10 protein-coding genes and 1 tRNA gene are annotated in these 12,351 nt (G+C 61.3%); 3 read left to right on the forward strand and 8 right to left on the reverse strand.

Annotated elements, in window-relative coordinates; all coding sequences use genetic code 11:
* Positions 1 to 47: 47 nt before the first annotated feature.
* The 5 genes from FHS48_RS07040 to FHS48_RS07060 all read right to left on the reverse strand — a co-directional run bounded on the left by FHS48_RS07040 (position 48) and on the right by FHS48_RS07060 (position 5,889).
* The gene (locus FHS48_RS07040; protein WP_184262782.1) at positions 48 to 893 is read right to left on the reverse strand and encodes an ABC transporter permease; all 846 of its coding nucleotides are present in this window, start codon (positions 891 to 893) and stop codon (positions 48 to 50) included.
* The gene (locus FHS48_RS07045) at positions 890 to 1,870 is read right to left on the reverse strand and encodes an ABC transporter permease (protein ID WP_184262784.1); all 981 of its coding nucleotides are present in this window, start codon (positions 1,868 to 1,870) and stop codon (positions 890 to 892) included. The genes FHS48_RS07040 and FHS48_RS07045 overlap by 4 nt, the downstream gene beginning before the upstream one ends.
* Positions 1,871 to 1,976: 106 nt before the next feature.
* Positions 1,977 to 3,599 (reverse strand): ABC transporter substrate-binding protein, encoded by a 1,623-nt coding sequence (locus tag FHS48_RS07050; protein ID WP_184262786.1) that lies wholly within the window; start codon positions 3,597 to 3,599, stop codon positions 1,977 to 1,979.
* Between the two features lie 150 nt (positions 3,600 to 3,749).
* The gene (locus FHS48_RS07055; RefSeq protein ID WP_184262787.1) at positions 3,750 to 4,520 is read right to left on the reverse strand and encodes a class II aldolase/adducin family protein; all 771 of its coding nucleotides are present in this window, start codon (positions 4,518 to 4,520) and stop codon (positions 3,750 to 3,752) included.
* A 43-nt stretch (positions 4,521 to 4,563) separates the two neighbouring features.
* The gene (locus FHS48_RS07060; protein ID WP_184262789.1) at positions 4,564 to 5,889 is read right to left on the reverse strand and encodes a M20 family metallopeptidase; all 1,326 of its coding nucleotides are present in this window, start codon (positions 5,887 to 5,889) and stop codon (positions 4,564 to 4,566) included.
* A 260-nt stretch (positions 5,890 to 6,149) separates the two neighbouring features.
* Here FHS48_RS07060 and FHS48_RS07065 point away from each other — a divergent pair, with 260 nt between their 5' ends.
* The gene (locus tag FHS48_RS07065) at positions 6,150 to 7,142 is read left to right on the forward strand and encodes a LysR family transcriptional regulator (protein WP_184262791.1); all 993 of its coding nucleotides are present in this window, start codon (positions 6,150 to 6,152) and stop codon (positions 7,140 to 7,142) included.
* A 29-nt stretch (positions 7,143 to 7,171) separates the two neighbouring features.
* Here FHS48_RS07065 and FHS48_RS07070 read toward each other — a convergent pair whose 3' ends face one another.
* Positions 7,172 to 7,969 carry an outer membrane protein gene (locus FHS48_RS07070; RefSeq protein WP_311769100.1) on the reverse strand — a complete coding sequence of 266 codons (798 nt, stop codon included), beginning with the start codon at positions 7,967 to 7,969 and terminating at the stop codon, positions 7,172 to 7,174.
* Between the two features lie 66 nt (positions 7,970 to 8,035).
* The gene (locus FHS48_RS07075; protein ID WP_184262795.1) at positions 8,036 to 9,259 is read right to left on the reverse strand and encodes a TCR/Tet family MFS transporter; all 1,224 of its coding nucleotides are present in this window, start codon (positions 9,257 to 9,259) and stop codon (positions 8,036 to 8,038) included.
* Positions 9,260 to 9,368: 109 nt separating this feature from the next.
* Between FHS48_RS07075 and FHS48_RS07080 the strand changes: the two genes are divergently transcribed.
* Positions 9,369 to 10,007, forward strand: coding sequence for a TetR/AcrR family transcriptional regulator (locus FHS48_RS07080; protein ID WP_184262797.1), 639 nt, complete (start codon positions 9,369 to 9,371; stop codon positions 10,005 to 10,007).
* A gap of 568 nt (positions 10,008 to 10,575) precedes the next feature.
* On the opposite strand, the gene FHS48_RS07085 is transcribed toward FHS48_RS07080, so the two are convergent.
* A tRNA-Ser gene (locus FHS48_RS07085) sits at positions 10,576 to 10,665 on the reverse strand.
* A 219-nt stretch (positions 10,666 to 10,884) separates the two neighbouring features.
* Between FHS48_RS07085 and FHS48_RS07090 the strand changes: the two genes are divergently transcribed.
* Complete coding sequence (locus tag FHS48_RS07090; protein WP_260402384.1) at positions 10,885 to 12,246, forward strand: lytic murein transglycosylase; 1,362 nt, start codon at positions 10,885 to 10,887, stop codon at positions 12,244 to 12,246.
* Positions 12,247 to 12,351 lie beyond the last annotated feature (105 nt).

Consider the following 12,351-nt stretch of genomic DNA (forward strand, 5'->3'; position numbering starts at 1 on the left):
GCCCGGCGCGGGGCCGGGAAGGGGGTAACGGTGCCGGTCATGCGGTGTTACCTCCCCTTGCGGGCCAGTTTCGGGTTCAGGGCGTCGTTCAGGCCTTCGCCGATCAGGTTGAGGCTGAGGACGGTCAGCAGGATCGCCAGACCGGGGAAGAAGCTCATCCACCACGCCTGCCGGATCACCGTGCGGGCGGCCCCGACCATGTAGCCCCAGCTCATCTGATTGGGGTCACCAAGGCCGAGGAAGGACAGGCTGCTTTCCAGCAGGATGGCGGTGGCCACCATCAGCGAAGCGGAGACGATGATCGGCGACAGGCTGTTGGGCAGGATCTGGCGGACGATAATCGTCAGGTTCGACTGGCCGGTGGTGATGGCAGCCTGCACGAATTCCCGCGACCGCAGCGACAGGAACTCACCCCGGGCCAGACGGGCCAGCGGCGGCCACGAGACGATGGCGATGGCGGCGACGATGCTGGTGCTGCTGGGGGTGAAAATGGCCACCAGAACAACGGCGAGGACGAAGTTCGGAATGGTCTGGAACAGTTCGGTGAAGCGCATGATCGCATCATCGACCACGCCACCGAAGAACCCGGCCAGTGCGCCCAGCGAGACCCCGATCAGCAGGGCAACCCCGGTGGAGACCAGGCCGATCCACAGCGACATCCGCGCCCCGTGGGCAATTCCGGCGGCAATGTCGCGGCCCAGCGTATCCGTCCCCAGCAAAGCACCGTCACTCATCGGCGGCAGGAAGGGCGCGTTGACCATTTCCCACGGGCTTTCCGGGAACAGGACACCGGAGAACAGCGCGAGGACGATCACCACCGCCACGATCAGCAGGCCGAACACCGCGCCCTTGTTGCGGGCATAGGCCGCCCAGAAACCGGAAGAGGTCTTCATTTCGCCACCTCGATGCGCGGATCAACAAGCGTGTAAACAAGATCGGTCAGGATGTTGAAAACAATCACCATCACCGAGCTGACAAAGAAGATGCCCAGCAGAACCTGATAGTCGCGCTGCAACACCGCATCAAAAGCCAGACGGCCGATGCCGGGCCAGGCGAACACGGTTTCCACCAGAATGGAGCCGCCGATCAGATGGCCGCCCTGCACCCCGGCGACAGTGATCACCGGCAGGATGGCATTGCGCAGGATGTGGCCGAAGACGATCCGGCTTTCGCGCAGGCCCTTGGCGCGGGCGGTCTTCACAAAGTCCATATCGCGGACTTCAAGGATGGAGGCACGGGTCATGCGGGCATAGACGGCCATATAGAACAGGCCGAGGGTGAATACCGGCAGCACCAGATGGGCAAGGATATCGCCAAGGCGGTCCAGTCCGGTCAGCCCGGCGCCGACGGTTTCAAACCCAAAGGCGGGCAGCCAGCCGAGGGAGACCGAAAACAGCAGGATCAGCATCAGGCCGACCCAATAAATCGGGGTGGCATAGGCCAGCAGGGCAACAACGGTGATGGCGCTGTCCGACCACTTTCCGGAATTGATGGCCGCCAGTGTGCCGAGGAGAATCCCCCCGACCAGCGCCACCACAAAGGCCGACAGGGTCAGCATCAGCGTGGCGGGCAGGCGGTCGGCGATCAGGTCCCACACCGGGCGCTGCTGACGGTAGGAAAAGCCGAGATCGCCCTGCGCCACGGTGCCGACATAGGTCATCAACTGTTCGTGCAGGGGCTTGTTCAGGCCAAACTGCTCCCGCAGCTGTTCGACAAACTTGGCGTCGGCGGCACCGGCTTCCCCGGCCATCACCATCGCCGGGTCACCGGGGGCGGCATGAACCAGCAGAAAGTTGAGAACGACAATCGCGAACAGGATGACGACGGCCTTGACCATCCGGCCCGCAAGAAACGGGACTAAACCGGCCATGCGCGGGATCTCCTTAAACAACAGGGCGGGAAAAAATGGGGCGGAACCGGTAGGGGAGTAGTCTGGGAGACCTTGGTTCCGCCCCGAGGGGGGGATAGGGCTATGTTTACGGTTTGCTCAGGTAAACCGATTCATAGCTCTCATTCACCCCGATTCCGGTGGTGATGACATTGTTGAACTTCTTCGACACGAAGGTCGGGAACTGCATTTCCAGCAGCCAGACCACCGGCACGTCATCGACCAGAACCTTCTGGACCTCGCTGTACATCGCCTGACGCTTGGCCGGGTCATTTTCCTTGGCGGCGGCGGCGAACAGTTCATCCACCTTCGGGTTGGAATAGCCCATGGTGTTGGAGAACATCACACCCTTGCGGATGTTGTCAGACACATAGGTGCGGGACACGCCCAGCGCCGGATCACCGTACTGATAGGTGAAGTTGGTGGTGATTTCGTAATCCCAGTTGGAAACGCGCTGCACCCACCCGGCAACGTCGGTGCTTTCCAGCACCACCGCGATGCCGACCTGCTTCAGGGACTGCTTCAGGTATTCACCCAGCCGCTGCCAGGTTTCGCCATAGGGCATCGGCATCAGCTTGACGGTGGCGCGGACGCCTTTGGCATCAGGCTTCAGGCCCATTTCGTCCAGCAGGGCCTTGGCCTTGTCGACGTTTTTGGCATAGGGGACGATGCTGGAATCAAACCCCTTGGTGGAGGAGTTGAACGGGCCGGAGGCAACATTGCCCAGACCGAACCAGATCTTGTCGCGGATGAATTCGCGGTCGATGGCGTACATGATCGCTTTACGGAACCGCTTGTCATCCAGCGGCTTCACCCGGTGGTTGATTTCCAGCCACGACACCGGGGCGACGAACTCATAGCCCTTGGTGGTGAAGTTCAGCGACTTCACTTCCTTCAGGCGGGCCACGTCGAACGGCTCGATATCGTTGTACTGCGACTGGTCAACCTGACCGCTTTCCAGCGCCAGCGCGCGGGAAGCCGCATCCGGGATCACACGGAAATAGATGTTGTCCAGATACGGCAGGCCCGGCTTGTAATAGTCCTCGTTGCGGACGAGGTGAATGTAGCTGCCCTTGACCCATTCCTTCAGCTTGAACGGGCCGGTGCCGATCGGGGTGGCATTGGCCGGGTTGTTGCGGAAGTCGGTGCCTTCATAGAGATGCGCCGGGATCATCGGGGCCGAGGCCACTTCGAAAGCGCGGATGAAGGCCGGGAACGGCTCTTTCAGCTTGAAGACGACGGTATAATCATCCGGTGCGGTGATGGATTCACAGCGGGCAAAGTTCGCCCGGGCGCGGGAATGCACTTCCGGCAGGAACTTGGTGGTGGAGAACAGGACGTCCTTGCTGGTGAAGGGCTTGCCATCATGCCACTTGACGTTTTCGTGCAGCTTGAAGGTATAGGTCAGGCCATCATCGGAAACCGTCCAGCTTTTGGCCAGCGACGGCAGCGGGTCCAGCTTCTCATCATAGGTCAGCAGACCCTGATAGATCTTACCGGCGACGGTCTGGGTCGGGCCCTGCTGATTCAGGCCCAGTTGCAGCATCGGCGGCTCCGGCTGCACGATGATGTTCATGGTGCCACCCCGGGCAGGGTCAGCCGCCAGCGCCGGAGAGATAAAGGACGGCACGGACGGAGACAGGGCCGGAACAGCCAGGGCCAGAAGGCTGGCCGCGGCGAGGTGACGGAAGCGGTAGCTGATAAAGCTCATTGCAGGGTCCTCTCCAGAGTGTCGTTACAGACGTTCAGCTTCCCGTGCTGATCAGAAAATGGGACGGGCGGTTTCCGCTCCGGGTGGGTGCGCAGGGGCAGGGTGGGCAGGCTGCGGCGGCACACCGGCGCCGCAGCCACTGGGGAACTGTCAGGCGCGGAAACCGGTGCCGCCCTTGTTTTCAATCCAGCGCAGCACGGCGTCCCATTCCAGAACCCCGGCGCGCGGATATTTGTGCTCGTACTGCTGCGCGGTCCGTTCGCAGACCTCCGGGGTCGGCAGATAGAGATCGCGGCCACCGGCCAGCGTCGCCACCTGACACTTGCAGGAATCCTCAAGGTAATACATCAGCACTGCCGCTTCCGGCACGTCAGCGCCAACTGTCAGCAGACCATGGTTGCGCAGGATCATGCTGTGATGGTGGCCAAGGTCGGCGGCCAGACGTTCCCGCTCCTCCAGATCCAGCGCGATCCCTTCGTAATCGTGATAGGCAATGCGGTTGTACCAGCGCAGGCTGTGCTGGTTCAGCGGCAGAAGACCATCGGCCTGACTGCTGACCGCCATGCTGGCAACGGTGTGCAGATGAATGGCGGCCCCGATATCCGGGCGGGCATGGTAGAGGGCGGAATGGATGGTGAACCCGGCCGGGTTCATGCCGAATTCACTGGGTTCCACCAGATTACCGTCGATGTCCACCTTCACCAGATTGGAGGCGGTGATCTCGTGGAACATCAGGCCATAGGGATTGATCAGAAAGTGATGCGGTGCATCGGGGACCCGCGCCGACATATGAGTGTAGATCAGGTCGGTCAGACCCAGAAGATCAAACCAGCGGTAGGCGGCGGCAAGATCGACACGGGCTTTCCATTCAGCATCGGACATGCCGGGGCGCGGGGCGAGCTCAACAGCGGAAACGGACATGGCGGGGAGACTCCGGTCAGGAAGATCGCAGGGCAGGGCTTTGTTATTGTTCAACAATCGGCTCAAGGCCGCACCAGCGGGCGATAAACAGGGCCAAAACGGCAGTGACCTCCTGTACCGAAGCCAGATCGACGGACTCATCAATGCCGTGGATGCGGCTGGCATGCGGGCCATAGCAGGTGGCCGGGGTATCCCCGTACAGGGCGAAGAAGCGGGCGTCGGTGGTGCAGGTCATTGCCACCCGGCGGGGGATGCCGCCGGTAACGGCGTGGTGGCTTGCTTCCAGCTCGGCCAGTACTTCGGCATCTTCCGGCAGGGCAAACCCTTCTGCCTGAAAGCCGCCATAGCTGACCTCGGCCTTGACGCCGTTTAAGGCAGGATCGGTGCGCAGGGCCTGCGCGATGGTGTCTTCCACCGCAGCCCGGACGGCGGCGGGATCCTGCCCCGGGTGGAAACCGATCCGCATATCCAGCGTGCAGCGGGTGGGGACGGAGGAAGCCCACTCCCCGCCCTCGATTTTTCCGAGATTGAAATGAATCGGGTGGTTGTGGCCGTCAAAGGCAGCGTGACGGTGCGGACAGGCCCGGTCGTTCCAGGCCTGTTCCAGCGGCTTCAGATGCCCGGCAATGGCATAAGCCGATTCAATGGCGTTGCGCCCGGCCCCGGTATCCAGCACATGGGCCGGGGTGCCGGTGACGACGATCTGTAGCCACATCACCCCGACCTGTGCCGTCATCAGGGTCTGGCCGAAGGGCTCCGGGATAACCGCCGCATCGGCACGGTATCCCCGGTGCAGGCAGGCCAGCGCGCCGTTGCCGGTACACTCTTCCTCGACGACGGACTGGAAGAACACCGGGGCAGCGGGTTGATACCCCATGCGGCGCAGGGCGGAAAAGGCGGCAATGTAGGCGGCGATCCCGGCTTTCATATCGCCGACGCCGCGCCCGTACATGCGGCCATCGCGGATCACCGGATCAAACGGATCCGCCGACCACAGATCCGCCGGGCCGGTGGGCACGACATCAATGTGTCCGTTCAGGATCAGAGAGCGCCCGCTGTGGACGCGCGGCTGATAAATCCCGACCACATTATCCCGCCCGTCCGGAGCGGTAACGGCAGGGGAAAAGCCGGGCATCGACCGCAGGGCATCAAGATCAATGGAAAAGCGGTCAACGGTCAGGCCGAGGCCGGTAAAAACACCGGCAATCAGATCCTGCGCTGACTGTTCCTGCCCCAGCAGGGACGGATGGCGGACCAGATCAGCCAGAAGGGTGATACAGGCTTCATGACCATCCGCAACCGCTTGGGTCAGGGCAGGGAGAAAACCGGGGGAGCCGGCAAGGGACATCGGATCGCTGGCGGGGGCCATCAGCGTTGTCTCCTGTGATCGGGCAATCCATCAGTGGTCCCGGGCCGCAGGGATGGGCCGGGGTGATGGATGTCCGCAGATGTGAAAACCGTCCTGTCGGGCGCCGTCCGGTTTTTGTCTCGGCCTGTTTGGTGGCCGGTCCGGTATCGGTTTATGCCCTGTTGCTATGATTAGGCCCGTGGAGAACCGGGGTCGCAAATTGTCATTTTTCATTTGCCATATAAACTGTATTTATGGGAACCCCACCCCGGAGACCGCCGATGCCACCATCCCGCCCCGATGATCACGCCTTTGACCGCTTAAGCCATGATCTGGACTGGAATCTGCTGCGCACCTTCATGGTGATCGTGCAGGAAGGCAGCATCACCGGGGCCGCCGCCCGCCTTTACATCACCCAGCCTGCGGTCAGTCTGGCCCTGAAGCGGCTGGAAGAGCGGCTGGGGCGACGGCTGATTGACCGTGGCGCCGGAAAATTCCGGGTCACCGCCGCCGGGGATGTGGTGTTTAACGAGGTGGTGGAGGTGTTTGGCGCCGTTTCCCGCCTCGGCTCGCTGGTGCGTGATGTGAAGGAAGAGGTCACCGGCCATGTCCGCATTCTGATGACCAGCCGTATCCAGACCGACATTCTGGATTACGTGCTGCGGACCTTCCATCAACGTTACCCGCAGGTGACGACGCGCATTGACGTCATGGCCTCGGCTGATGTTCACATCGCACTTCAACAACGGGTCGGAAGCTTTGGAATTTGCCTGATGCGGGAACCCATTCCCGGATTAACCAGCGAGGTTCTGGTCCACCAGACCTACCGCCTTTACTGCGGACCGGACCATCACCTGTTCGGCAAAAAGGATATCAATCTGGCGGAGCTCCGGCACGACAACTTTGTGTCGTTCACGTCTGACCAGATTGACGGTGCGCTGTCACCGCTGGCGCTGTTCCGGGCCCGGGAAGGCTTTGCCGGACGGGTGATCGGCGCATCGGCCAATCTGGAGGAGGTCCGGCGGATGATCGTCTGCGGGCTGGGGATCGGCCCGCTTCCGGAACATATTGCCGCCCGCGATGTGGATGCCGGCCTGCTGTGGGAGCTTCCACCCTATGAGGGTATTGCCCCTGTTGATGTGCATATAATCTGGAATCCTGACGGGCGCTTCAACCGGGCCGAGCGGGCCTTTATTGATGAGTTGGTCGGCCACGTCAAAGGCCGCCCGGTGGAGGAACGGGTACCGTCGATGAAGCCCCGCGAGTCACCATAGCCCATAAAGTGGCCTTATCTCCCCGCCGGTCAGAACATGTACCGCAGGGAGAAAACCAGTTCGGTGGCGGAAAAGCCGCCGAAACCATCACTCAGCAGGTTGCGGCTGGCCGGCATCCCCCAGTCGGCCTTGCCGAGATCAACATACCGCAGCTCGATATCATTCATCACCTGCGGACCCAGCTTGAAACTGGCACCGACCCCGGCGCTCCAGGCCAGACTGTCTGTCGCATGGGTGTTCTTGACCATAGTGCCGCCGGTGGGCGTGAATTCGCTTTTGACGGTGTTGCGTGACAGTCCGACCCCACCGGAGACAAAGGGCCACCACATGGTGCTGCCAACCGGAAAATACCAATACCCCTTGGCCATCACCGTCACATTCTGCACCGAACTTGCCAGTGCGCCGGGCTGACCCGCAAGGACGGGGCTGGCATTATAGGCCATGTCTGTCCGGTTCATGAACTCCAGCTCGGTCCGCAGCGGGATGCGGTAGCGGTGAGCCCACTCGTACCCGGCAGCCATCCCGAAGGCTCCGACGACATTGGCGGCATCGCTCTCGGTCGGAGATCCGCCCCCAGTGGCGGCGACACCGCCCAGTGCGGTAAACGACGGTCCGCCCTTCCCCTGAAAATACCAGCCCCGATCCGAATCTGTCTGCACAACCGGTTTTGCCGGGGCGGGCTGCGGTCCTGATCCGGCAGCCAATGCAGATGATGCGGCCAGACAGGTTGCCAGCGAGACAGGCAGAATGTGCAGAAGACGAAGGGAGAGGGTCGGCATGGCGCAGGCTTTCACAGGAAGGGGGCTGTTCTCCGCATCTAAGTGCATCTTGCTGACAGTAACCTGACAGGCAACCTGACTGTTGTAGGGGCTGGTTGGGAAAGGGGGATGCCCCTATGCAGCCGCCTTGGGCGCCACCTGCGATCCGCGTCGGGTCGCGACAAGGATCAAGGGGATCACCAGCAGATTGAGACCGGCCACCAGTAACCAGACCGCTCCGGGCCAATCGGTGCGGATGGTGGAGTAGAAATGAGAAAATCCCAGCGGGCTGAGGATGGAGGCAAGGCTTGCCATGGAGGTTAAAAGCCCCTGAAATTGTCCTTGCCGATCAGCGTCTACGCTCCGGGTGACCAAAGCCAGCAGGGCAGGCATGCCGATGCCGCTGAGAACAAAGACAGGCATGCTGGCATAAACAACCCAGCTCTGCCGGGTAAACGCCAGAAGCGTCAGGGCGCAGCCGCCGCAGATTATGCCGGTGATCGCGGCCCGCCGCTCCCCCAGCCAGCGCGACAGCCGACCCGGCAGGCTGGCTTGTGCAACGGCCTGACAGACCCCGAAAGCACCGAGAGAGAGCCCGGCCTCCAGCCCGGACCACTGGAACGTGTCGGTCCCCCACAGGGTCCAGCAGACACCATAGGCTTCTCCGGCCCCGGCCATGATGAAGGAGACGAGCAGAATGGGCGTGACACCGCGCAGGATCCGGATATCAAGAAAGGGACGCAGCGGATTGATATGCATAAACCCAATCTGGAGGGGGGACGGCTGTCGCGTTTCCGGTAACGAAAATAAGGCCAGCAGGAGGGTGCCTGCCGTTAGCGCGGCGGCGGCGATGAAGGGAAGCCTGATCCAGAAATCCCCCAGAATACCCCCAAGAACAGGCCCGACGATAAATCCGGCCCCGAACATGGCATTGAACAGACCGAAGCGGCTGGCCCTTTCCATTGGTGGGGTTATGTCGGTGATATAGGCTGATGCCACAGACATATTGGCACTGGTGAGTCCCGCAATGGCCCGGCCCGCCAGCAGCATCCAGAAAGACGGCGCCACTGCCATGATGGCATAATTGATGGCGGCCCCGGTCAGCGACAGCAGAAGCACCGGGCGGCGGCCAAAGGTATCGCTAAGGGCACCGAGGGCCGGGGACAGCAGGAACTGCATAGCCGCATACAATGCCGCCATCAGCCCGATCCCGGAAGCGGCATCCTGCCCGTGGGTCACTTCGGCAAGAAGCTGCGGCAGGATCGGGAAAATCAGACCAATGCCGACGGCATCAAGGAAGATGATCGCATAAGCGATGATAAGGGGGCTGGCGGCAACGCGGGGTGGCCGATGCGGCATTTTGGACTCGTCATAAAAATAGACTCAGTACATTTATGCGTATCCAGCCCAGGTCCTGCCGTCAATGCAATTCTGTACTCAGTCCATCTTTCCGTGGTATGCAGGAGCCATGACTGACACCACAGACCGCCGCAGCCGGAAGCGTCAGGCGACCCGGCAGGCCATCTCCAATGCCGCCACCCGCCTGTTCTGGGAACGCGGCTTTGATGCCGTCACCATCGACGAGATCGCCGCCGCCGCCGATGTCGGGCGGATGACGGTGTTCAATCATTTCCCCCGTAAGGAAGACCTGTTCTTTGACCGGGAGGCAGAGGGGCGGGAGCTGTTGCGGACAACAGCCTTGCATCGGGAGAAGGGGGTTTCTCCGCTGGAGGCGTTCCGCAGGCTGGCGCACCGGCTGATCGCGGAACAGGCCCCTTATGTCGTCTTCTCTGCGGAAAGTCAGGCGTTTATCAGGACCGTCGAGGAGAGCCCGACCCTGAAAGCCCGCGCCCGGGCGATCCGGGATGAACTGGCGGCCGAAATCGCCTCAGCGCTGATTGATGCAACCGGAGCGCAGGGGGCCGATCCCCATGCCCGGCTGGCGGCATCTTTGCTGCTGGCGGCATGGACAACCGCTTTTATCGAAGCACATCGGACCTATCAACAGACGCAAAGTGCTGAAGCGGCGCAGGCGCAATTCCTGCACCTGATTGACCGGGCAGGGCAGGGGATTGCTGTAGCCCTGCAGGGGACGGCTTATGCTTAGGCTGCCTCTGCTAGATCGTTTAATAGTGCCCCCACTCACCTAGAATGGGTACAATTTACGACGAATGGGTTTCCGTCCGGCGATGTGTAGCCGTATATAGACGGAGCGCCCTCTTAAACTATTGTGATTGACTGAAAAGTACGATTCGTCCGCGAAAATCAATGTGTGCGTTGATGCAGGCGCTATAGTGGTATCGGGGTCGATGTTGCCAAAATCCCTGTCGCTGACGAGCTCTTCTTTTTGGAAAGGACAGACGCTCGATCCGTAAAAAACATCCCAATACTTTAAAATAAATGGTTTAGTTGATAGGTTTCGAATACGTATTTCGTGCCCGACTTCAGGGTTGCCAACGAAGGTACAGCCGATATCCAATCGGAAGCGGTCGCGCCAGATCTCCCAAACTTTGACTACGGCTAAAACAGTAGAAAGCGCAGCGCCATATAATGCTATAGTGATAGCGTCAGGGAGTCTGATCATTAATTCAGGCATCTCTGTGGCTTCCTGCTCAACAGGTTTTTATAAAGGACTGATATAATATTTTCCGGGATATATTTTTTTATTGAGAATTTGGCGGAGGGGGTGGGATTCGAACCCACGGTAGGCTTACACCTACGGCGGTTTTCAAGACCGCTGCCTTAAACCACTCGACCACCCCTCCGCAGGGGGCCTGTGCGGGGGTCATTCCCGGCAAAAGCCTGAGTGGATTTCCTATCTAGCCGGGAAATCCGTTGCCGTCCAGAGGGTTTCTGACAGAAACCCCGCTAAAGTTCCGGGGTTGGGCTGCGGGAAATGCGGTGCGTCAAGGGTTGAACCCACCATCGGCCTGTGCCACAGATGGTCTGAAAGCGGTGTCGGCTTTGCTGCCGATGCCGGAGGAATGACTGTACTGTATGGGGCAGGGCGGATGATCAGCCATAAGGTTCCGGGAGTATCCCCGATCTGGAAAAACGCGGCTTTGGCGTGTGGGGTGGTTGCGCTCCTGTCCGGCTGCGCCGCCAATGGCCGCGAAACCCCGAAGGCTGCTGCATCCGGCACCGTTCCACCTGCGGCAACAGCCGTCGCCCCCGCTGCGGCGGCGGGGCAGTCCGCCCCGGCGGAACGGCAGGACCTTTCCTTCGCCGAATGGAAAGCCCAGCTGCGGGCTGAAGCCCTGAGCAAAGGCATCTCCGCCCAGACGTTGGACCGCGCCCTGCCGGGCCTGACCTTCCAGCCCCGGGTTCTGGAACTGGACCGCACCCAGCCGGAACTGGCCCAGACGGTCTGGACCTACCTGCGCCGGGCCGTCAGTGACCAGCGGATCAGTCAGGGCCGGGCGTTGCTGCAAAAGCACAAGACGTTGCTGACCCGGATCGAGGGGCAGTATGGCGTTCCCGCGCCGGTTCTGGTGGCGTTCTGGGGGATGGAAACCAATTACGGCAGCAATTTCGGCGGCTTTTCTGTCCTGAGTGCGCTGGCGACGCTGGCCTACGACACCCGCCGTTCTGCCTTCTTCCGGAAGGAACTGTTTGATGCGCTGGCCATCGTGCAGGCCGGTCATATTACCCCGGATAAAATGGTTGGCTCCTGGGCCGGGGCCATGGGCAACATGCAGTTCATGCCATCCACTTTCAAAGCCTATGCCGTTGATGGCGACGGAGATGGCAAAATTGACATCTGGAACAGCCTGCCGGATGCCTTTGCCTCAGCCGCGCACTATCTATCCTCGGTTGGCTGGAAGGCGGGGGAAACATGGGGGCAGCAGGTCTCGCTGGCCCCCGGCTTCAATCCGGCACTGGCCGATTCCGAGATCCGCCGGTCTTTGACCGAATGGCAGGCCGCCGGGGTCCGCCCTCTGATCGCCGGTCAGGCGGCAGCTCCGTCCGCAAATCTGGGGCTGTCCCTGCCTGCTGGACTTGACGGCCCGGCCTTTCTGACCGGATCTAATTTCCGGACGATTATGGTCTGGAACCGGTCGGCCCTCTATGCGCTGGCCGTCGGATCCATTGCAGATCAGCTAACCGGTGGCCCGGCCATTCGGCTGGAAGGGTATCCGGAAAAGCGGGCCTTAAGCCGCACTGAAACGCTGGAATTACAGGATCTTCTCGGGCGTCTTGGGTATGACGTGGGAGCCCCGGACGGCGTTTTCGGGGCGCGCAGCCGCGCCGCCCTGAAGGCGTTTCAGGGGGCGCAGGGTCGCCCTGCCGATGCCTATCCGGATGATGAAGAGCTGGCAGCCCTGCGACGCGCGGCCGGGCGCTGAGGCCGGGTGTTATTACGGTTCCGCATCGACCGTATTTTTTATTGATGACATGCCGCATTGCGCGGGTTGCAGCCGGAAGGGCAGGGCGCGTATAGTGTTGACCAG

Origin of the sequence: Novispirillum itersonii, assembly GCF_014205675.1 — a bacterium.
Classification (GTDB): domain Bacteria; phylum Pseudomonadota; class Alphaproteobacteria; order Rhodospirillales; family Rhodospirillaceae; genus Novispirillum; species Novispirillum itersonii_A.

What these genes read in the sequence shown, in the direction of transcription:
- FHS48_RS07090 (WP_260402384.1), top strand. Translation starts at nt 10,885, where the DNA reads ATGACTGTACTGTATGGGGCAGGGCGGATGATCAGCCATAAGGTTCCG.
- FHS48_RS07050 (WP_184262786.1), bottom strand. Translation starts at nt 3,599, where the DNA reads ATGAGCTTTATCAGCTACCGCTTCCGTCACCTCGCCGCGGCCAGCCTT.
- FHS48_RS07055 (WP_184262787.1), bottom strand. Translation starts at nt 4,520, where the DNA reads ATGTCCGTTTCCGCTGTTGAGCTCGCCCCGCGCCCCGGCATGTCCGAT.
- FHS48_RS07040 (WP_184262782.1), bottom strand. Translation starts at nt 893, where the DNA reads ATGAAGACCTCTTCCGGTTTCTGGGCGGCCTATGCCCGCAACAAGGGC.
- FHS48_RS07070 (WP_311769100.1), bottom strand. Translation starts at nt 7,969, where the DNA reads ATGCACTTAGATGCGGAGAACAGCCCCCTTCCTGTGAAAGCCTGCGCC.
- FHS48_RS07060 (WP_184262789.1), bottom strand. Translation starts at nt 5,889, where the DNA reads ATGGCCCCCGCCAGCGATCCGATGTCCCTTGCCGGCTCCCCCGGTTTT.
- FHS48_RS07075 (WP_184262795.1), bottom strand. Translation starts at nt 9,259, where the DNA reads ATGCCGCATCGGCCACCCCGCGTTGCCGCCAGCCCCCTTATCATCGCT.
- FHS48_RS07045 (WP_184262784.1), bottom strand. Translation starts at nt 1,870, where the DNA reads ATGGCCGGTTTAGTCCCGTTTCTTGCGGGCCGGATGGTCAAGGCCGTC.
- FHS48_RS07080 (WP_184262797.1), top strand. Translation starts at nt 9,369, where the DNA reads ATGACTGACACCACAGACCGCCGCAGCCGGAAGCGTCAGGCGACCCGG.
- FHS48_RS07065 (WP_184262791.1), top strand. Translation starts at nt 6,150, where the DNA reads ATGCCACCATCCCGCCCCGATGATCACGCCTTTGACCGCTTAAGCCAT.